Annotated in this window: 19 protein-coding genes and 1 other RNA gene; 13 read left to right on the top strand and 7 right to left on the bottom strand. The window is 70.7% G+C overall.

The window, feature by feature from the left end:
- Nucleotides 1-72 precede the first annotated feature (72 nt).
- Nucleotides 73-1122, bottom strand: a complete 1050-nt coding sequence (locus ACFYW3_RS09375) for a 2-oxoglutarate and iron-dependent oxygenase domain-containing protein (RefSeq protein WP_351754049.1) — start codon at nucleotides 1120-1122, stop codon at nucleotides 73-75.
- 315 nt (nucleotides 1123-1437) lie between these two features.
- On the opposite strand from ACFYW3_RS09375, the gene prfB reads away from it, so the two are divergent.
- On the top strand, nucleotides 1438-2547 hold the full coding sequence (gene prfB, locus ACFYW3_RS09370) for a peptide chain release factor 2 (protein ID WP_329444863.1): 1110 nt from the start codon (nucleotides 1438-1440) through the stop codon (nucleotides 2545-2547).
- 118 nt (nucleotides 2548-2665) lie between these two features.
- Here the strand turns inward: prfB and ACFYW3_RS09365 are convergent, their stop codons facing one another.
- The gene (locus tag ACFYW3_RS09365; RefSeq protein ID WP_053679400.1) at nucleotides 2666-2854 is read right to left on the bottom strand and encodes a hypothetical protein; all 189 of its coding nucleotides are present in this window, start codon (nucleotides 2852-2854) and stop codon (nucleotides 2666-2668) included.
- 222 nt (nucleotides 2855-3076) lie between these two features.
- On the opposite strand from ACFYW3_RS09365, the gene ftsE reads away from it, so the two are divergent.
- The 5 genes from ftsE (at nucleotide 3077) to ssrA (ending at nucleotide 7030) form a co-directional block, all read left to right on the top strand.
- Nucleotides 3077-3766, top strand: coding sequence for a cell division ATP-binding protein FtsE (ftsE, locus tag ACFYW3_RS09360; protein WP_053679398.1), 690 nt, complete (start codon nucleotides 3077-3079; stop codon nucleotides 3764-3766).
- 9 nt (nucleotides 3767-3775) lie between these two features.
- On the top strand, nucleotides 3776-4798 hold the full coding sequence (gene ftsX / locus ACFYW3_RS09355; protein WP_389385952.1) for a permease-like cell division protein FtsX: 1023 nt from the start codon (nucleotides 3776-3778) through the stop codon (nucleotides 4796-4798).
- 67 nt (nucleotides 4799-4865) lie between these two features.
- The gene (locus ACFYW3_RS09350) at nucleotides 4866-6053 is read left to right on the top strand and encodes a S41 family peptidase (RefSeq protein ID WP_351754044.1); all 1188 of its coding nucleotides are present in this window, start codon (nucleotides 4866-4868) and stop codon (nucleotides 6051-6053) included.
- Nucleotides 6054-6071: 18 nt separating this feature from the next.
- Nucleotides 6072-6557 (top strand): SsrA-binding protein SmpB, encoded by a 486-nt coding sequence (gene smpB / locus ACFYW3_RS09345; protein ID WP_053679392.1) that lies wholly within the window; start codon nucleotides 6072-6074, stop codon nucleotides 6555-6557.
- Between the two features lie 84 nt (nucleotides 6558-6641).
- Nucleotides 6642-7030, top strand: a transfer-messenger RNA (tmRNA) gene (ssrA, locus tag ACFYW3_RS09340).
- A gap of 137 nt (nucleotides 7031-7167) precedes the next feature.
- On the opposite strand, the gene ACFYW3_RS09335 is transcribed toward ssrA, so the two are convergent.
- Entirely contained in the window at nucleotides 7168-8025 is an 858-nt protein-coding gene (locus ACFYW3_RS09335; RefSeq protein WP_389385951.1) for an SUMF1/EgtB/PvdO family nonheme iron enzyme, read from the bottom strand.
- 70 nt (nucleotides 8026-8095) lie between these two features.
- Nucleotides 8096-8872 carry an aminotransferase class IV family protein gene (locus ACFYW3_RS09330; protein WP_389385950.1) on the bottom strand — a complete coding sequence of 259 codons (777 nt, stop codon included), beginning with the start codon at nucleotides 8870-8872 and terminating at the stop codon, nucleotides 8096-8098.
- A 352-nt stretch (nucleotides 8873-9224) separates the two neighbouring features.
- Between ACFYW3_RS09330 and ACFYW3_RS09325 the strand changes: the two genes are divergently transcribed.
- The 3 genes from ACFYW3_RS09325 (at nucleotide 9225) to ACFYW3_RS09315 (ending at nucleotide 10850) form a co-directional block, all read left to right on the top strand.
- The gene (locus ACFYW3_RS09325; RefSeq protein WP_389385949.1) at nucleotides 9225-9404 is read left to right on the top strand and encodes a hypothetical protein; all 180 of its coding nucleotides are present in this window, start codon (nucleotides 9225-9227) and stop codon (nucleotides 9402-9404) included.
- 76 nt (nucleotides 9405-9480) lie between these two features.
- Nucleotides 9481-10062, top strand: a complete 582-nt coding sequence (locus ACFYW3_RS09320) for a hypothetical protein (protein ID WP_389385948.1) — start codon at nucleotides 9481-9483, stop codon at nucleotides 10060-10062.
- A 2-nt stretch (nucleotides 10063-10064) separates the two neighbouring features.
- Nucleotides 10065-10850, top strand: a complete 786-nt coding sequence (locus tag ACFYW3_RS09315; RefSeq protein ID WP_389385947.1) for a phytanoyl-CoA dioxygenase family protein — start codon at nucleotides 10065-10067, stop codon at nucleotides 10848-10850.
- A 5-nt stretch (nucleotides 10851-10855) separates the two neighbouring features.
- Here the strand turns inward: ACFYW3_RS09315 and ACFYW3_RS09310 are convergent, their stop codons facing one another.
- Together ACFYW3_RS09310 and ACFYW3_RS09305 are read right to left on the bottom strand one after the other, a co-directional pair.
- On the bottom strand, nucleotides 10856-11794 hold the full coding sequence (locus tag ACFYW3_RS09310) for a phosphotransferase family protein (protein WP_389385946.1): 939 nt from the start codon (nucleotides 11792-11794) through the stop codon (nucleotides 10856-10858).
- A 214-nt stretch (nucleotides 11795-12008) separates the two neighbouring features.
- A complete protein-coding gene (locus ACFYW3_RS09305) occupies nucleotides 12009-12746 on the bottom strand; it encodes an SDR family oxidoreductase (RefSeq protein ID WP_389385945.1) in 738 nt (245 codons plus the stop codon).
- Between the two features lie 154 nt (nucleotides 12747-12900).
- Here ACFYW3_RS09305 and ACFYW3_RS09300 point away from each other — a divergent pair, with 154 nt between their 5' ends.
- A complete protein-coding gene (locus ACFYW3_RS09300) occupies nucleotides 12901-13494 on the top strand; it encodes a TetR/AcrR family transcriptional regulator (protein ID WP_351754039.1) in 594 nt (197 codons plus the stop codon).
- 7 nt (nucleotides 13495-13501) lie between these two features.
- Here the strand turns inward: ACFYW3_RS09300 and ACFYW3_RS09295 are convergent, their stop codons facing one another.
- Nucleotides 13502-14764: an MFS transporter gene (locus ACFYW3_RS09295; RefSeq protein WP_389385944.1), complete on the bottom strand. Its 1263-nt coding sequence runs from the start codon at nucleotides 14762-14764 to the stop codon at nucleotides 13502-13504.
- A gap of 84 nt (nucleotides 14765-14848) precedes the next feature.
- Between ACFYW3_RS09295 and ACFYW3_RS09290 the strand changes: the two genes are divergently transcribed.
- From ACFYW3_RS09290 to ACFYW3_RS09280, 3 genes are all read left to right on the top strand, one after another.
- Nucleotides 14849-15814 (top strand): LysR family transcriptional regulator, encoded by a 966-nt coding sequence (locus ACFYW3_RS09290; RefSeq protein WP_351754036.1) that lies wholly within the window; start codon nucleotides 14849-14851, stop codon nucleotides 15812-15814.
- A 97-nt stretch (nucleotides 15815-15911) separates the two neighbouring features.
- A complete protein-coding gene (locus ACFYW3_RS09285) occupies nucleotides 15912-17282 on the top strand; it encodes a nitrate/nitrite transporter (protein WP_351754033.1) in 1371 nt (456 codons plus the stop codon).
- A gap of 104 nt (nucleotides 17283-17386) precedes the next feature.
- Nucleotides 17387-18535 (top strand): uroporphyrinogen-III synthase, encoded by a 1149-nt coding sequence (locus ACFYW3_RS09280; protein ID WP_351754031.1) that lies wholly within the window; start codon nucleotides 17387-17389, stop codon nucleotides 18533-18535.
- The last annotated feature ends 17 nt before the right edge of the window (nucleotides 18536-18552 follow it).

The raw sequence follows: 18552 nt of genomic DNA, 5'->3' as shown, positions 1-18552 counted from the left end.
GGTCGCGCCCCGGACGCGGGCGGGCCGGGTCGGCGTACGCCCGCCCCGGCCGCACCGCGGCCCGCGCACGGCCTACGCCGAGACCAGCTCCGGGTGCCAGCGCCGGGCCACGGTCGGGTGGGCCCGTACCCACCCCTTCAGCTCGTTGCGGCCGTACTCGGCGTGCAGCGGGTTCGACGCGTCGTGAGCCACGCCCGGCGCCTCGCTCAGGTACGCGCCGGGGACGGTCTCCACCACCGCGTCCAGCCGCGGGTTGTAGAAGAACGGCACCGAGAAGCGCTCCTGCGCCCCCGGCGGGCTCACCACCCGGTGGTCGGTGGCCCGCAGGTAGCCCTCCGTCGCTATCTCCAGCAGCTCGCCCAGGTTGACCACGAAGGCCCCCGGGAGCGGCGGGATGTCGACGTAGCGCCCGTCCCGCACGACCTGGAGCCCGCCCACCGAGTCCTGGAGCAGCAGCGTCAGGAAGCCGTAGTCCTTGTGCGCGCCCACGCCCTGGTCCGCTCCGGTCGGGGCGGACCCGGGGTAGCGGATCAGCTTCGTGTGCAGGTGGGGGCGGTCCGCGAAGGCCTCGTCGAAGAAGTCCGCGGGGGCGCCGATCGAGGTCAGCAGCTCCCGCAGCAGGCGGTGCGCCACCGCGGCGAGGCGGGACTGCCACTCCAGGACGACCGTGCGGAGCTCCGGCAGGGCCGCCGGCCACAGGTTGGGGCCCTCCAGCCACAGGAACGCCGGGTCGTCCGGGCCGACCACCGGCGCCGGCCGCTCGGCGCCCACGTCCAACTGGTCCCGCCAGTCGGAGGCGCCGCCGGTCAGCTCGTGCCCGATCCGGGTGTAGCCGCGGAAGTGAGGGGAGTTGAGGTTGCTCACGGCCAGCCGATCGGCCTCCGGGAGCGCGAAGAAGGCTCTGGTCAGGTCGAGGATGCGGGCGGTTTCCGACGCGCTGATCCCGTGCCCGGTCAGATACAGGAAACCGGTGTCCCGGGCGGCCGCGTGCAACTGCCGCAGGAAGTCCTCGCGCTCGGCGGGGTCGTCGGCCCGGGAGAGGTCGATGACGGCGAGGGAGGTCGCGAGGGAGGTGGTGCCAGAGTCGGCACGGGAGGAGGAGGAAGGGTGCGCGGACGGCATGACGGCTCCGTTTCGGATGTCACGGGGTCCTGTTCCCCAGAGATGGCGGGGCAGCGGGTGAGGACAGGCCGTCGGCAGGGATGGTGCCGGGGCCGCGTGTCCGCGTACAGGACCGAAGTCGGATCGGGGTGGATCAGGCTCGTGCGAGGTCCGGCGGCAGACAGCTCGTGGTGGTGACACGCATGTGGTCCACATGGCGGCGCTTCACGAGGAGGACAGTCATATGCTGAGCGTACGCCCGTGCGAGCGCATGTCCGTACGGGCCCGGCCGGCCTGGCCGGAGAGTGCCGTCCCGCGACCGGCTACGCTGGACCCGTGGCAGTCGTCGATGTTTCCGAAGAGCTGAAGTCCCTCTCCTCGACCATGGGGTCGATCGAGGCCGTCCTGGACCTCGACAAGCTGAGGGCAGATATCGCCGTGCTCGAGGAGCAGGCCGCCGCGCCGTCCCTGTGGGACGACCCGGAGGCCGCCCAGAAGATCACGAGCAAGCTTTCGCACCTCCAGGCCGAGGTCCGCAAGACCGAGACCCTCCGGGGTCGCATCGACGACCTCTCCGTGCTCTTCGAGCTCGCCCAGGAGATGGACGACGCGGACACCCTCGCGGAGGCGGAGACCGAGCTGGTCTCCGTGCGCAAGGCGCTGGACGAGATGGAGGTCCGGACCCTGCTCTCCGGCGAGTACGCCGAGCGCGAGGCCCTGGTCAACATCCGCGCCGAGGCCGGCGGCGTCGACGCCTCCGACTTCGCCGAGCGCCTCCAGCGCATGTACCTGCGCTGGGCCGAGCGCCACGGCTACCCGACCGAGATCTACGAGACCTCCTACGCGGAGGAGGCCGGCATCAAGTCGACCACCTTCGTCGTCAAGGCCCCGTACGCCTACGGCACCCTCTCCGTCGAGCAGGGCACCCACCGCCTCGTCCGGATCTCGCCCTTCGACAACCAGGGCCGCCGCCAGACCTCCTTCGCGGGCGTCGAGGTGCTGCCGGTCGTCGAGACCAGCGACCACGTCGAGATCGACGAGGCCGAGCTGCGCGTCGACGTGTACCGCGCCTCCGGCCCCGGCGGCCAGGGCGTCAACACGACCGACTCGGCCGTGCGCATCACGCACCTCCCGACCGGCATCGTCGTCTCCTGCCAGAACGAGCGCTCGCAGATCCAGAACAAGGCCAGCGCGATGAACGTGCTCCAGGCCAAGCTGCTGGAGCGGCGCCGCCAGGAGGAGAAGGACAAGATGGACGCCCTCAAGGACGGCGGAAGCTCCTGGGGCAACCAGATGCGCTCCTACGTCCTGCACCCGTACCAGATGGTCAAGGACCTGCGGACGGAGTTCGAGGTCGGCAACCCGCAGGCGGTGCTCGACGGCGAGATCGACGGCTTCCTGGAGGCCGGGATCCGCTGGCGCAAGCAGCAGGAGCAGACCGCTTAAGAGCGCGCCCGAGAGCGCCGGACCGCTCGACGGCGGGTGGGCGTGAACGTGGAAGGGCCCGGGCACCCCAGGTGTCCGGGCCCTTCCGCGTGCGTGCGATCGGGACGCGGCGGAAGAACTACGCGGTCTGGGCCACCAGCGCCAGAGCTGCCACCAGCACCACCAGAAGCGCGATGAGCGCCATGGGGTTCAGGCCGGCGAAGGGGCTCTCCTGCTGGAGGCGCTCCCGGTTCGCCCGGCACACGGGGCAGCGGCCCTGGTTGACGGGCGCGGCGCAGTTCGCGCACACGAGCCGGTCATATGTCATGCGCTCCTCCTCTCGTCCCCTGGTACAACGGCAAGGGGGACGGGTCCGTTCCCCCTACCACTGTGCCGGCTTCCGCGACATTCGGCGCGGCCCGTCCGGGCAATCGCGATCGGGCCGCCCCGGGACGCGGGACATATCGGTCAAGTCCGGATGCCGGGTCCACACCCCGCGCCCGTTCGCGTATGGTCACGCTCACCTACTCCCGGCGACCGTGGTGCACCCGTGATCCGATTCGACAGTGTCTCCAAGTCCTACCCGAAGCAGAGCCGCCCCGCACTCAGAGATGTCTCGCTGGACATCGCGAAGGGCGAGTTCGTCTTCCTGGTCGGCTCCTCCGGCTCCGGCAAGTCCACGTTCCTGCGGCTGGTGCTGCGCGAGGAGCGGGCGAGCCACGGCCAGGTCCACGTCCTGGGCAAGGACCTCGCCAAGCTCTCCAACTGGAAGGTCCCGCACATGCGGCGCCAGCTGGGGACCGTCTTCCAGGACTTCCGGCTCCTCCCCAACAAGACGGTGGCCGAGAACGTCGCCTTCGCGCAGGAGGTCATCGGCAAGCCGCGCGGCGAGATCCGCAAGGCCGTTCCGCAGGTCCTGGAACTGGTGGGACTGGGGGGCAAGGAGAGCCGGATGCCCGGCGAGCTCTCCGGCGGCGAGCAGCAGCGCGTGGCCATCGCCCGCGCCTTCGTCAACCGGCCCGCCCTGCTGATCGCGGACGAGCCGACCGGCAACCTCGACCCGCAGACCTCCGTCGGCATCATGAAGCTGCTGGACCGGATCAACCGGACCGGCACCACCGTGATCATGGCGACGCACGACCAGCAGATCGTGGACCAGATGCGCAAGCGCGTCATCGAACTCGAACAGGGCCGTCTCGTGCGCGACCAGTCGCGCGGCGTCTACGGCTACCAGCACTGAAAGGACGCCATGCGCGCCCAGTTCGTCATGTCGGAGATCGGCGTCGGTCTCCGTCGCAATCTCACCATGACCTTCGCGGTCATCATCTCCGTGGCCCTGTCGCTGGCCCTGTTCGGTGGCTCCCTGCTCATGCGCGACCAGGTCAGCGCGATGAAGGGGTACTGGTACGGCAAGGTCAACGTCACGGTCTACCTCTGCAACAAGAGCGACGCCAAGGACGCCACCGACGCCGCCAAGGCCGCCGAGACGCCCGCCGCGGACCCGGCGAAGCCCGATGCGAACAAGCCCGATCCCGCCAAGGGCAACGCCGGGCCGGAGCGGGTCAAGCAGCCCTGTGAGAAGGGCGCGGTCACCGATGCGCAGAAGAAGCAGATCGAGACCGATCTGAAGAAGATCGACCTCGTCCAGAACGTCGTGTACGAGTCCTCCGACGAGGCGTTCAAGCACTACAAGGAGCGGTACGGGGACACCGCGCTGGCCTCGGTCGTCACCCCGGACCAGATGCCCGACTCCTTCCGGGTCAAGCTGAAGAACCCGGAGCAGTACGGGGTCATCACCAGCGCCTTCTCGGGGCGTGAGGGCGTCCAGTCGGTCCAGGACCAGAACCGCGAGGTCGAGAGCCTCTTCAGCCTGCTCGGCTCCCTCAACTGGGCCGCGCTCGGCATCATGTTGATCATGCTGATCGTGGCGTTGCTGCTGATCGTCAACACGGTGCGCGTCTCCGCGTTCAGCCGTCGGCGGGAAACCGGCATCATGCGGCTGGTGGGCGCGTCCAGCTTCTACATCCAGGTGCCGTTCATCATGGAGGCGGCCGTCGCCGGCCTCATCGGCGCGGTGCTCGCCTGCGGGATGCTCGGCGCCGGCCAGTACTTCGTGATCGACCACGGCGTGACGCTGCGCGACAAGCTGGAGTTGATCAACTTCATCGGCTGGGACTCCGTCCTCACCAAGCTGCCGCTGGTGCTCGCCATCGGGCTGCTCATGCCCTCCTTGGCGGCCTTCATCGCGTTGCGCAAGTACCTGAAGGTGTGACAAGCGCCCCGTGTGCGGTCCGGTCAACCCACCGTGCCGCCGCGGGGCTTGTCCTAGACTCGGCGCCATGCCGGGCCCACCCCCTCTCTGTCGCCGGCCCCGTGACCTGCGTCGCGGGGCCGCTTTGACGTTGGCTTTCCTCGCGGCCGTCGGTACCGCCGCGGGCACCGGCTGCTGGGACCGTGCCGACGCCGTGGACACGGCGGGGGTCCTGGTGGCCCGTACGCACGACAAGGCGGCGGGCGCGCCCGCCGCGGGCACCGCCGACCGGGACGCCGTCGCGCGCGCCGCCGCCGAGGCCGCGGCCGCGGGCAAGTCCGGCAAGAAGGCCGCCCAGGACGTCGTCAGCCGCAGCGGCGACCGCTGGGGCATGGTCTACGACCAGAACGAGTACGCGGCCTTCGCCGAGGACCTGGACGGCCGCTGGACCGGCGTCGGGCTCTGGGCCGAGCGCCGCGCCGACGGCCGGATCGAGGTGGACCGGGTGCAGCCCGGCAGCCCCGCCTCCCGGGCCGGGCTGCGGGCCGGCGACCGGCTGCTGAGCGTGGACGGCAAGGGCGTCACGGGCCGGTCGGTCGCCGACGTGGTGGCCCTCCTGCGCGGCGAGGCCGGTACCCCGGTGGTGCTGGGCCTCGGCCGGGCCGGCGCCGATTTCACCGAGACCGTCCGCCGGCAGCAACTGCGCGCCGAGCCGGTGACGGTACGCCGCCTCGCGGACGGTGTCACCGTCATCAAGGTCGCCTCGTTCACGCGGGGTTCGGGGGAGCGGGTGCGGGACGCCGTCCGCGCCGTCCCGCCGGGCGCCGGCCTGATGCTGGACCTGCGCGGGAACCCGGGCGGCCTGGTCACCGAGGCGGTGACCGCGGCCTCCGCGTTCCTCGACGGCGGTCTGGTGGCGACGTACGACGTACGGGGCTCCGAGCGGGCCCTGTACGCGGAGCCGGGCGGGGACACCGCACGGCCGCTGGTGGCGCTGGTCGACGGCGGCACGATGAGCGCCGCCGAACTGGTCGCCGGCGCCCTCCAGGACCGGGGTCGCGCGGTGACGGTCGGCAGCCGCACCTTCGGCAAGGGCTCGGTGCAGATGCCGACGGAACTCCCGGACGGTTCGGTGGCCGAGCTGACGGTCGGCACGTACCGCACGCCGGCGGGCCGCAGCCTCGACGGCAGGGGCATCGACCCGGACCTCACGGCGGCCGAGGGGACCGAGGAGCGGGCCCGCAAGGTATTGGGTGGCCTTCGGGTGGGTCCGTAGTGCGAAAATGACCGCACTATGGCTAAGGAAAAAGGGCGCAAGCTGATCGCCCAGAACAAGAAGGCGCGGCACGACTACACGATCCTCGACACCTACGAGTGCGGTCTCGTGCTCACGGGCACCGAGGTCAAGTCCCTGCGTCAGGGTCGGGCGTCGCTGGTGGACGGCTTCGTGTCGATGGAGGGCAACGAGGCCTGGCTGTACAACGTGCACGTGCCGGAGTACAGCCAGGGCACGTGGACCAACCACAGCTCGCGGCGCAAGCGCAAGCTCCTGATGCACCGGGAGGAGATCGACAAGCTGGACTCGAAGTCGTCGGAGTCGGGTCACACGATCGTGCCCCTGTCCCTGTACTTCAAGGACGGCCGCGCGAAGGTCGAGATCGCGCTGGCCAAGGGCAAGAAGGAGTACGACAAGCGACAGACCCTGCGGGAGAAGCAGGACACCCGCGAGACGAACCGCGCCGTGGCGGCCGTCCGACGCAAGCAGCGGGGCACGGTGTAATCACCTGGCATCCCGAGGTCCACTTCGCGTACGATGGCGTCAGCGCCTCCCGCTCGCGGGTGGGGTCACTTGATAAAAAAACATGGGGATGATCGGTTTCGACAGCGGATGTCGATGTAGGGGAAGCGAGCCGAGGAAGCGGCAATGATCTCGTAAACCATATGTCGCAAACAATAATCGCCAACTCCAAGAGCGATAACTCCCGCTTCACCCTCGCTGCCTAATAACAGTGAGCTGAAGCCTCTGTGAGGAGCGTCAGCCCGGAAGTGGTCCCGGTCCGGATCCTGGCGTCAACTAGGGATCTAAACCTCTAGCCCCGGTCACGGGGGTTTGAGGGAAATCAAACAGTGACTGAGCCCGTCGGAGACTTGTCCGTGTGATCTCCGGGGCTGAGAAAAGCGCAGCGGAATGCGCTCGGAGAAGCCCTGCTTCTGCACCGTTGGACGCGGGTTCGATTCCCGCCATCTCCACTCATCCCATGTGGGCAAAGGCCCCGCGGCTCCGGCTGCGGGGCCTTTGTCATGCCCGGGGGCGGGGGCACAGCCCCAAACCCCTTGCCGGTCGGTGGTGTATCCGTCGGGCGGGGCTTCATCGTTCCCGGATCGAATGATCAAAGGTGCTCAGCGACGCAGCGGAAGCCGGTGTCCTCGTCGCTCATGCTGGTGGACGCGTCGTTGAAGGCGGAAGGCGTGGCGCGCACGAAGGGGCTGGTGAAGGCGCTCCCCTTCAGCTCTCGGCGGCCGGGTGAGGATTCGGTGACACACCATTCCCACGCGTTGCCGCACAGGTCGTAGGCACCGAAGGGGCTGGCACCGCTCTGGTAGCGGCTGACAGGGGTGGTGTGTCCGATACCGGAGTCGGAGACGTTGCACTTCGCTGCGGTGGGGCTGTTGCCCCAGGGGTAGATGTTGCCTTTTGTCCCCCGAGCGGCCTTCTCCCACTGGTCCGATGTCGGCAAGGCCTTCCCTGCCCATGCGGCGTAGGCGGCAGCGTCACGCCACGTCACCCACACCACCGGGTGATCAAAGAGGCTGTTCGGATGGCGGGGCCCGTCCCAGTGCTGCGGGGGCGGGTGCCCGGTCGCAGAGACGAAGCGGAAGTAGTCCGCGTTCGTGGTGGGGAACACGTCGATGTGGAAGGAGGGGAGCCATGTCGTCTCACCGGCATCACCGCCCAGGTAGATCCCCTCCGGAACCGCCGCCATCAGCTTCGCGTCCACTGGGTGCCGCACGAACTGGAGCGGGTCGGCGGCAAGCAGTATTTCCGTGCGCTGGTCCTCAGCTGCTGCGGCCTGCTCCGTGATCAGGACCGCGAACCGTTCCTGCACCTCCGTGCCCGCGACGGACAACGAGGTGTCGAGCGCCGATTGGTTGGAAGGGCGCGGGACGATCCCGACCCCGCCTCGCTCCCAGTGAGACACCATGCGGTCGCTGACCCCGATATGGACGGCGAACTTGCGAACGGTCATCCGCAGGGCCATGCGTAAGGCCCGCGTCTCCCGCCCCGTCCATCGCACTACCCCCATGCCCGGCCTCCTGCTAGACGAGGTCGCCAGGAGCGGCCAGGTAGGCGTCACGTAGGGCGGCCAGCGCCGGGTGCTCCGTCGGGAACTGGGTGGAGTCGATCGCGCTGATGGCCCGCACACCGATGCTCGTGTTGGTGGCGAACGCGGCCCGCATCCCGTACGCGGCCTCCTGTGTGACGTGTGTGACCACGTGCGGGTGCTGCTGGAGGAGCGCCATCGTGACCCCGGGCAGGACTTCGGCCTTGGGCCAGATCACGGTCCCGTCGTTGTCGATGAAGCCCACGTTCCAGGTGCCACCCTCACTGATCAGCTCATCCGGTCCGTAGAACAGGGCGTCATCGAACCCGTCCAACTGCGCGGCACGGCGCGCGTGGAGGGCGCCGAAGAGGCCGAGGTGCTTGACCGCAGGGACATCGCGCACATAGGGAACGGCCTTGACCCGCATCGGCGGCATCGGAAGCTGTCCCGTCGGACGGCTGGTCACCAGGACATGCGGGGTGGCCGGCGCAGAAGGGTGCCCCATGTCGAGGGCCGGATCGAAGATGCTGACACGGACGACAAACGATCCGTCCTGGCCGATGACCACCCGGCGGACGTACTCGCGGACACGGTCCATATCGAGTTCGGCGGCGAAAACCGTACGGCAATCACGCTGCAAGCGCTTCAGGTGCAAGGCCAGGCCCCGCACACGCTGGTCATCCACCCGCATCGACGTGAAGTGCCCGTAGTTGACCAACGCGAGCGCCTTCACGGCTTCGGGGTCGGCTGGGGCTCCGTTGAGTTCCATCATGCCGGCCAGTCTGGCGGTTGACTCCGATCGGGTGGCCGAGAGCCGTCAATCCGAGCCCGGTAACTTCAGCAAAACTTCCTTCCCGCGCCGGCGTCGGCGGCGTTGTCTGGATACCAGCAGCGGCGCGCCGAAGACTCCCCACGGCCGGCGTCCCGCTGCCCCCAGTCCATGCCGCAGGACCCTGGAGGAGCGCGCCATGACCGAGCCCTGGGGGCGTCGAAGGCGAGGGCGTCCCAGACGGAGTCGAGGCGCTCCATGAGGACGGCGAGGGTCGGCGGGCGTGCGGCCCGAGGCGACCTCGTCGGTCGCCACCCGGCGGCTACCACGAACGACGACCGAGAGGACTCACATCATGCGAGGTCACGTCCCTTCCAATGAGATCACCGCCGAGGGCTACGCGCCGATCTACCACCAGACCAAGCAGCGCATGGCAGACGTCTTCGGGGCCCGCACCGACCAGTACTGGCCCTCCGGTGAAGAGACCTGCTCCGACTGCTACAGCGTCACGCCGCCGGTCGTGTCCGCCGCGTAGCAGGAATCTCACGTCACAAGTCGAACTGAGACCGGGTGTCTCACGGCACCCGGTCTCTGACGAAAGCAGGCAGTACATGGACAAGATCAAGCTCGTGGCCGAACCGGGGGCCATCCTGGACAAGTGTCTTGTCGCTTTCCCGGACATGGACGATGACCTTCGCAAGCGGCTGGGCATGCTGGAGGAGTACGACATGGGGTTCCTGCTGCTGGGCATGAGTCCGCGCAGGCTCCTCCGCGACGGCCGCCTGTTCGACAACGAGCAGGTTCTCCCGCTGCTGCTGTGGTTCGGGCAGTGGGACAACCACTGTCGTCACTGGGCCGCCGAGGTCATGAAGCAGTGGCTCGTGTTCAACCGCTCCAAGGGCGAATGGGAAGGGGTCCCGGACGAGAAGGCCGTCGAGTTCCGCGACTACTTCTTCGCGAAGTACGCCATCCCGCTGATCGAGGAGTTCCGCCAGTACATCGCGCTGACGATGCTCTACCCGAAGGAGCACAACGCGCCCTCCGGCCCCGTCGACATGGTCTGGCACTCGTTCATCCTCAACACCGAGCCCTACCAGGACTTCGGCCGGCGCATCTGGGTGGGCGCCGAGCACATGGCCCCGGAGGTCCCGGAAGAGGACTACGCCGACATCCCCGCAGTGGACACCCCGTAGCCGTGAACGGACCGCACGACCTCGCGGACATCTCCGCCGCGTTCCACCGGAACGGATTCGCCGTCCTGCCGTCCGTCATCCCCGCGAACGCCGCCGACCACCTGCGGATCCTCACAGAGCAGCGCTACCAGGATCCGCAGGTGCACGCCGCCCCACCGGAACTCGACCTTCTGCGCGGCGACGTAAGCCTGATGCGCATGTTCCAGTACGACCGGGCGTTCCGCGGCATGATCGACCTGGAACCCATCGTCAGTCTGGTCGAAATGATCCTCGGCCCCGACTGCCACGTGATCGCACAGAACGCGCTGCGCATCCCGCCCGGCAAGGGAATCGTCAACTGGCACATCGACGACGCGCTGTTCTTCCCGTTCCTGAGCGACATCCCGACCGGTACAACCGGCGACAGCGCCATCCCCTGCTTCGCCCTGAACGTGATGGTCGCACTCACCGATATCGAGCACGACCTGCACGGTCCGACGCAGGTGATCTCCGGGAGTCACCTGTCCGGCCGACGCCCGCCCTACAACCCCAACCTGCCAGGAACGCCTACGTCACTGCTCGCCCGAGCCGGAGACGCCTACCTGATCAACAGCCAGACCTGGCATCGGGGTGCACCGAACCAGTCCGATCGCACCCGGTACCTGCTGACTACCGCCTACGGTCGGCGGTTCATCAGCCAGCGCTTCTATCCCTTCATTGGCTACCGGCTTCCAACCGGCGTGCTCGAAGGGGCCTCCGACCAGCTCGCCCGACTCCTCGGCCGGCACGGCAAAGGCCCTTACGGCTAAACCGATCACACCCACCCGGTCCGGTGCCGCAGCCACACGCGTGTGGCTGCGGCGGCCCGGACCTGGTGGGCACGGAGAAACGGAACACCTGGCGGATTCGGTCGGCGCGAAGACTTCTCCCAGTACCCGCCGATCCCGGCGGCGAAGGCGGTGAGGACATCGGGATCGTCAGGCTGCGGAAGATGGCTCACTGCGGCCTCGGCATCGGCGGGCGAGTGGCCATCCATGATCAGGTGAGGCACCAGCACCGCCGGGTCGATCCAGGCCGCACCCTGGTTCTGATAGGACCAGTCGATGATGACGACCGACCCGTCTTCGCGACGGAGCATGTTGTCCGGCCGCAGATCCCAGTGCAGAAGTGTCTTCCCCGCCGCGTCCTGCTGCCATTTCTCCTCGATCCCGGCAAGGGCGCTGAGATGACCGGCCGCCCAAGGGTCGAGATCATCCGGATTCTGCGCGGCCAGAGTTGACCAACCGGTAAGCCACCGGCCGACCAGCTCGGTGATGGGACGTGCGCTGTCCAACGGCGAGGGGGTGAGGAGTTTCCCGGCCTGCTCGACGGCGGCCAGCGCCATCACCGTATCCGCCGAATCCGGGGACAGCACAGGCACTGTTCCGGGGATGTCCTCAAGGCAGAGCCACCACCATCCGTCGCTGTCCTCTGGCATGGCCCACCACAGGACACGTGGCCCCACACCGTCCGGGAGGACCGAGGTCACGGCGATCTCGTCCGCATACTGCGGGGCGAACGGGTGATCACTGCTCATACCCTTGAGGAAAACGTGCCGCCCGTCGGCCAGAAGCAGCCGGGACGCCACACCCGGCGTGAACCCGCCCGTGCAGTCAACCGCCGCAGTGACCGGGGACCCCAACCGTCGTTCCACGTACGCACGTGCGTCAGTAGGAAGAGACGCCCACTTGGGCCGGACAGAAGTGGCGGCCATGCAGAACCCCCTGGGTCATGCGCCGGGCAACTGATACCCCGGCAGGCTAGCGGTCTGAGGGTGCGCGACGTAGCTGGTTTGACGGTGTCGCGCACGCCCCCGCTCAGGCCTCCGGCCCACGTTCGCCCAGCACTGAGAGATGCCCGGCCCGCCGAGGCCCGGGGTCATACCGGGGTCGGACCCGGACCCGGACACGGGGCCGTTGGCGATCCGGTCAGGCCTGTGCGGTGGGGCGGATGACGATCTCGCCGATGTCGACGCCGTCGGGCTGCTCGATCGCGTAGCCGATGGCGGAGGCGACGGCCGAGGGCGGCATGGCGATCTCGTCGCGCCGGCGGATCATCGCGGCCGCGACCTCGGGGTCGGCTCCCTTGCCCACGCCCTCGGTGTGGGTGAAGCCGGGCGAGACCAGGGTCACCCGCAGGTCGGGGCCCGCTTCCTGGCGCAGTCCCTCGGTGAGCACCTTCACCGCCGTCTTGGTGGCCGCGTAGACCGTCTGGGGCGACTTGACGACGTGCGCCGCGGTGGAGCCGACGTTGACGAACTGGCCGGAGCGCTGTCGGCGGAAGACGGGCAGGGCCGCCCCGATGCCGTTGAGCAGGCCCGTGATGTGGGTGGAGACCATGGCGTCCCAGTCGTCCTGGCGCAGGTCGTCGAAGGGCGAGACGGCCATCGTGCCCGCGTTGGAGACGAGGACGTCGAGCCGGCCGAACCGGTCGACGGCCGTGTCCGTCAGGCGTCGGAGGTCCTCGCGGCGGGTGACGTCGACGACCACGCCGACGGCGCTGCCGCCGTTGGCGGTGATGCCCTCCACGACCGCGTTCAGTCGATCCTGCCTGCGGCCGCCGAGCACGAGCCGGGCGCCCCTTTCGGCGAGGTGGATCGCGGTCGCCTCGCCGATGCCGCTGCCGGCGCCCGTGATCGCGACGACCTTGCCTCGAATACCCGACATGATCAGCTTCCTAACGTGGGCGCGCGCCGATGCAGGTGGTGACCTACAGTGAAGTGGGGAGTTCCCCACTTCCTTCAAGCTAAGTGGGGAACTCCCCACTTGGCAAGTCGAGGGGCGCCCGCGAAGAGCGCCCGAGAGGGGATGGCGAGCGCTGATGACCGAGGGAGCGGACCGACCGCCGCAGGCCGACGCGCGACCGTTGCGGGCCGACGCGCGGCGCAACAGGGAGCGGATCCTCGCCGCCGCCGTGCACGTGTTCACCACGCAGGGGCTGGACGCGCGGATGGAACACATCGCCAAGGAGGCGGGCGTGGGCAGCGCGACGCTGTACCGCAACTTCCCCACCCGGGAGGTCCTGGTCGAGGCGGTCTACCGCAACGAGGTGGCCCAACTGTGCGACGCGGCCCCCGCGCTGCTCGCGCGGGAGTCGCCCGCCGAGGCCCTGCGTGCGTGGACCCGGCTCTTCCTGGACTACGTCACCGCCAAGTACGGGATGATCGACGCCCTGCGCGCCATCGCCGCGACCGGGGGCAACCCCTACGGCCACAGCCGGGAGATGATCCAGGGCGCCGTCGCCGTGCTCCTGGACGCGTGTGTGGCCGCCGGAGTGATCCGTACCGACATCGGGCCCGTCGACGTCGCCGCCGCCCTCGAAGGCATCGCCCTCACCTCGGCGGGCGCCGAGCACCGCGAGCAGGCCGAGCGGCTGCTCGACCTGACCCTGGACGGCCTCGCGGTCCGCCGCTGAGGCCGCGTCAGCCGGTACGGGCGCCGGGCGCGCGGGAGGTGAGGCCGAGCAGGAGCGCGGCCAGGGCCGCCGCGGCCGGCAGGGCGTAGGCGGAAGTGGTGCCGAGGTGTTCGACGACGGCGCCGGCAGCGGCGGAGCCCACGGCGATGCCCGCGAGGATCGCGGTGACGGCGAGGGTCATGCCCTCGTTGAGGCGTCCCTCGGGCGTGCGGCGGTGGACCTCGGACATCGCCGTCACCATCGTCGGGGCCGTCGCCGCGCCCGCCAGGAGCAGGGCCAGGGCCAGCGGGACGAGCGAACCGCCGGCCGCCGCCGCCCAGGGCAGGGCCATCGCCGCGCACAGGGCGACCAGGCAGACGCGCAGGCCGCGCGGGCGCCGGGTGCCGTAGAGCAGGCCGGCGGCGCAGGAGCCGGCGGCCTGGAGGGCGAGGACCGGGCCCGCGGCGGCGCCGAGGCCGTGGGCGTCGAGGTGGGCGATCGAGGTGACCTCCATCGAGCCGAAGATCGCACCGGTGGCGGCGAAGAGACCGAGGAGCGGCAGCAGGGCGGGCAGCGGAGACGAGGAAGGGGCGGGCCGGACCCCGGTGGGCGGCGGCTCGGTGCCGCGCTGAGCGGTGAAGACCAGCATGCCGACGAGGAGCAGCGACGCGGCGACGAGGGTCCCGGCCTCCGGGAACACGAGCGTGCACAGCGACGCGGCGGCGACCGGGCCGAGCAGGTAGCAGAGTTCGTCGGCGGCCTGCTCGAAGGACATCGCCGTGTGGTGGTCGGCCGGAACGTCGCGCAACAGCAGGGTCCAGCGGGCCCGGGACATGCCGCCGATGTTGGGGGTGGTGGCCGTCGCCGCGTACGAGGCGAACAGGGTCCAGGTCGGAGCCTGCGTACGGACGCACGCGATCAGGCAGAGCGAGCCGAGGACCGCGATCAGGGTGGCGGGGACGGCGATCCGGGCCTGCCCGAAGCGGTCGACGAGTCGGGCCGTCCACGGTGCGACGAGCGCGGTGGCGGCCAGGCCGGTGGCGGTGACCGCGCCGGCGAGGGCGTACGAGCCGCGCTGGCCGGCGATCATCATCACCGCGCTGATCCCGAACATGCCCATGGGCAGCCGGGCGATGAGGTTCCCGGCGGTGAAGGCGCGGGTGCCGGGTCGGGCGAAGAGCCGGCGGTAGGGGCCGCGGCGGGGCGCGCGGGGGCGCGGACGCGGGGGCGGCGGCGGGCCGGTCAGGACGAGGGTGGAACCGGTGACGGTCATCAGGGTCGGGGCGGGCATGACCCAAGGCTGCGGGCCGGTCCCCGGCCGGGTCCAACACCTGTTCACGACCCATTCACCGGTTTCCGTTGTTAGTGTCCGGGGGTGAACTCCCGTGATGTGGACCCCCGCCTGCTGCGCGGGTTCGTGGCCGTGGCCGAGGAACTGCACTTCTCCCGCGCCGCCGCCCGGCTGTACGTCGCCCAGCAGGCCCTCAGCAGGGACGTCCGCCGGCTGGAGGAGGCGCTGGGCGCGGCGCTGTTCACCCGCACGACCCGGGCCGTGGAACTGACCGCCGACGGGCAGCGGCTGCTGCCGCTCGCGCACAAGGTGCTGGCCGCCCACACCGAACTGGCCGCCGCCTTCGCCGAACCCGGGCCGCTGCTCGTCGACCTGAACAGCGACGGCCCGAGTTCCGCGCGCAGCGTGCTGGACCGGGCCCGCGCGCTCGCCCCGGGCTGCGAACTGATGGCCCGCTTCGAGAGCGGGCTGACCCATGCCGCGGCGGAGATCGCGGCGGGCCGCCTCGACGTGTCCTTCGGCTACGCGCACGGCCTGGAGCCCGCGCCGCGCGCCCGCCTCGCCCACACCCTGGTCCGGTACGAGCCGCTCGCCGTGCTGCTGCCCGACGGGCACCCGCTGGCGGCGTTGGACCGGGTGCCGCTGGCGGCCCTGGCCGGGGAGACCGTGTACGCGGGGGCCGGCAACCCGAGGACCCTGGAGTGGACCCGGTTGGCGCGGGAGCTGTTCGCCGGGCGGGGGATCGCGCCGGCGCCGCCCGCTCCGGTGGCCGTGGGCAAGGAGGAGTTCGGGCGGGTGATGGCCAAGACCCGCACCCCGGTCCTCGTCACCGTGGACTTCACCGACCTGCCCGGCTGCGCGAAACGCCCCCTGGTCGCACCCGTGCCGCTGTCCCCGCTGTCGATGGTGTGGCGCAAGGGGCTGCGTCACCCGGGCCTGGACGCCCTCCTGCGGGCGGCCGCCGAACTGGCCGCCGAACGCGGATGGCTGGAGGTGCCGGCCGGGAGCCTGCTGCCCGCGGCGCTCACAGGCGGTCCCGACACCGGGTGAGTGCACGGTATCCCCCCGGTCATCGGACGGGGACCCGGGCCGAAACGCGCGCTTCCTACGGTCGTCACCACGGACGCGACAGCTGTGGAGGCGTGTGATGACCGGAACGACCGCACCGCGCAAGGGGGGCCGCTGGATCGAGCGGTGGGATCCGGAGGACGAGGTCTTCTGGCGGGAGACCGGGGAACGGGTCGCCCGGCGCAACCTCCTCTACTCGGTGCTCTCCGAGCACATCGGGTTCTCCGTCTGGTCCCTGTGGTCCGTGATGGTGCTCTTCATGGGCCCCGCGTACGGCATCGACCCGGCCGGGAAGTTCTTCCTCATCGCCACCGCCACGGCCGTCGGCGCCCTCGTCCGGATCCCCTACACCTTCGCCGTCGCCCGCTTCGGCGGGCGCAACTGGACCGTGGTCAGCGCCCTGCTGCTGCTCGCGCCGACCGTGGCCGCGCTGGTCGTCATGGAGCCCGGCACCTCCTACGGCACCTTCCTCGCCGTCGCCGCCCTGACCGGCGTGGGCGGGGGCAACTTCGCCTCCTCCATGACCAACATCAACGCGTTCTTCCCGCTGCGGAAGAAGGGCTGGGCGCTCGGACTGAACGCGGGCGGCGGCAACATCGGCGTGCCCGTCGTGCAGCTCGCGGCCCTGCTCGTCATCGGGACCGCCGGCGCCGGCCACCCCCGGCTGCTGCTCGCGGTCTACGTCCCGCTGATCGTGACCGCCGCCGCGCTGGCCCTCGTACGCATGGACAACCTGGCGCCGGTGCGCGGCGACGTGGGCGCGGTCCGGGACGCCGCCCGGGAGCCGCACACCTGGATCATGGCCTTCCTGTACATCGGCACCTTCGGCTCCTTCATCGGCTACGGCTTCGCCTTCGGGCTGGTGCTCCAGACCCAGTTCGGGCGCACCCCGCTCCAGGCCGCCTCGCTGACCTTCATCGGGCCGCTGCTCGGCTCCCTGGCGCGACCGGTGGGCGGTGCGCTCGCCGACCGGCTCGGCGGCGCCCGCATCACCCTGGCCGCGTTCGTGGCGATGGCGCTCGCGACCTCGGTGGTGATCCTGGCCTCCGTACGGGAATCGCTCCCGGTGTTCCTGGTGGGCTTCGTGGCGCTGTTCGCGCTGAGCGGCCTCGGCAACGGCTCCACGTACAAGATGATCCCCGGCATCTTCCAGGCGAAGGCCCTGGCACAGGGCCTGGGCGCCGAGGAGGCCGCCGCCCGCGGGCGGCGACTGTCCGGGGCCGCGATGGGGCTGATCGGCGCCGTGGGGGCCCTCGGCGGCCTCGGCATCAACCTGGTGTTCCGGGAGGCGTTCGCCCGCTCCGGGTCCGGCACGGCCGCCTTCGTGACCTTCCTCGGCTTCTACGCGGTGTGCTGCGCGGTGACCTGGGCGGTATACCTTCGCCGCCCGACCGCCACACCCGTCACCGGACCGCAGGCTCCCGCGAAACCGCAGCTCACCTCGGTGTAACGCCGGTTAACGGCGACGAAATACGACGGAACCGAGCCCGACACGGCGACTTGGCAGGCTCGGCCCCGTTACGCGCGCACCTCTCGGGCAAGGCAGGACACCACATGGACGCTCCGGACACCGGCCCGCTCGCCGGCTTCACCGTCGGGGTCACCGCCGCCCGGCGGGCCGACGACCTGATCGCCCTGCTGCGCCGGCGCGGGGCCTCCGTGCTGCACGCGCCCGCCCTGCGGATCGTTCCGCTCGCCGACGACGGCGAACTCCTCGCCGCCACCAAGGAACTGATCCACCGCACACCCGACGCCGTGGTGGCCACCACCGCCATCGGATTCCGCGGCTGGATCGAGGCCGCCGACGGATGGGGGATCGGCGAGGAACTCCTCGACCGGCTGCGCTCCACCGAACTGCTCGCGCGCGGGCCGAAGGTGAAGGGCGCCGTACGGGCCGCCGGGCTGGTGGAGGCCTGGTCGCCCGCCTCCGAGTCCCTCGCCGAGGTACTGGACCGGCTGCTCGCCCAAGGGGTGGCGGGACGCCGCATCGCCCTCCAACTGCACGGCGAACCGCTGCCCGGCTTCGTCGAATCCCTGCGGGCGGGCGGCGCCGAGGTCGTGGTGGTGCCCGTCTACCGCTGGATGCCGCCCCAGGACCCGGCGCCGCTCGACCGGCTGCTCGACGCGGTGGCTTGCGGCGGCCTGGACGCCGTCGCCTTCACCTCGGCGCCGGCCGTCGTCTCGATGCTGTCCCGCGCCGACCACCTGGGGATGCGGGAGGCGGTCCTCGCGGGGCTGCGCGGGGACGTGCTCTCGGCGTGCGTGGGGCCGGTGACCGCGCTCCCGCTCCAGGCCGAGGGGGTGGTCACGGTGCAACCGGAACGCTTCCGGCTGGGGCCGCTGGTCCAACTGCTCTGCCAGGAACTGCCGGCGCGGGCCCGGGTGCTGCCGGTCGCCGGACACCGGCTGGAGATCCGCGGCCACGCGGTGCTGGTCGACGCCGAACTGCGGCCGGTGCCGCCGGCCGGTATGGCCCTCCTCGGGGCGCTGGTCCGACGGCCGGGGTGGGTCGTGGGCCGCGCGGACCTGCTGCGGGCGCTGCCGGGCGCCGGGCGGGACGAACACGCCGTGGAGACGGCCATGGCCCGGCTGCGGGTGGCGTTGGGGGCGCCGAGGCTGATCCAGACGGTGGTCAAGCGGGGGTACCGGCTGTCCGTGGACGCGGGCGCGGCCGGCGACTGCGGGGTGCCCCCGACGGGATGAGGGATTCCGGTCCGGGG

Source organism: Streptomyces sp. NPDC002602, assembly GCF_042889445.1.
Taxonomy (GTDB): Bacteria; Actinomycetota; Actinomycetes; order Streptomycetales; family Streptomycetaceae; genus Streptomyces.
Note: the sequence above shows the minus strand (reverse complement) of the source record. Positions and strands in the feature narration are given on the sequence as shown.

Excerpts from the sequence above, each read along its gene's own strand:
- ACFYW3_RS09325 (WP_389385949.1), top strand. The coding sequence starts at position 9,225 with ATGCGAGGTCACGTCCCTTCCAATGAGATCACCGCCGAGGGCTACGCG.
- ACFYW3_RS09335 (WP_389385951.1), bottom strand. The coding sequence starts at position 8,025 with ATGACCGTTCGCAAGTTCGCCGTCCATATCGGGGTCAGCGACCGCATG.
- ACFYW3_RS09365 (WP_053679400.1), bottom strand. The coding sequence starts at position 2,854 with ATGACATATGACCGGCTCGTGTGCGCGAACTGCGCCGCGCCCGTCAAC.
- ACFYW3_RS09305 (WP_389385945.1), bottom strand. The coding sequence starts at position 12,746 with ATGTCGGGTATTCGAGGCAAGGTCGTCGCGATCACGGGCGCCGGCAGC.
- ftsX (WP_389385952.1), top strand. The coding sequence starts at position 3,776 with ATGCGCGCCCAGTTCGTCATGTCGGAGATCGGCGTCGGTCTCCGTCGC.
- ACFYW3_RS09350 (WP_351754044.1), top strand. The coding sequence starts at position 4,866 with ATGCCGGGCCCACCCCCTCTCTGTCGCCGGCCCCGTGACCTGCGTCGC.
- ACFYW3_RS09375 (WP_351754049.1), bottom strand. The coding sequence starts at position 1,122 with ATGCCGTCCGCGCACCCTTCCTCCTCCTCCCGTGCCGACTCTGGCACC.
- ACFYW3_RS09280 (WP_351754031.1), top strand. The coding sequence starts at position 17,387 with ATGGACGCTCCGGACACCGGCCCGCTCGCCGGCTTCACCGTCGGGGTC.
- ACFYW3_RS09285 (WP_351754033.1), top strand. The coding sequence starts at position 15,912 with ATGACCGGAACGACCGCACCGCGCAAGGGGGGCCGCTGGATCGAGCGG.
- ACFYW3_RS09320 (WP_389385948.1), top strand. The coding sequence starts at position 9,481 with ATGGACAAGATCAAGCTCGTGGCCGAACCGGGGGCCATCCTGGACAAG.
- smpB (WP_053679392.1), top strand. The coding sequence starts at position 6,072 with ATGGCTAAGGAAAAAGGGCGCAAGCTGATCGCCCAGAACAAGAAGGCG.
- ACFYW3_RS09300 (WP_351754039.1), top strand. The coding sequence starts at position 12,901 with ATGACCGAGGGAGCGGACCGACCGCCGCAGGCCGACGCGCGACCGTTG.
- ACFYW3_RS09310 (WP_389385946.1), bottom strand. The coding sequence starts at position 11,794 with ATGGCCGCCACTTCTGTCCGGCCCAAGTGGGCGTCTCTTCCTACTGAC.
- ACFYW3_RS09330 (WP_389385950.1), bottom strand. The coding sequence starts at position 8,872 with ATGATGGAACTCAACGGAGCCCCAGCCGACCCCGAAGCCGTGAAGGCG.
- ACFYW3_RS09295 (WP_389385944.1), bottom strand. The coding sequence starts at position 14,764 with ATGCCCGCCCCGACCCTGATGACCGTCACCGGTTCCACCCTCGTCCTG.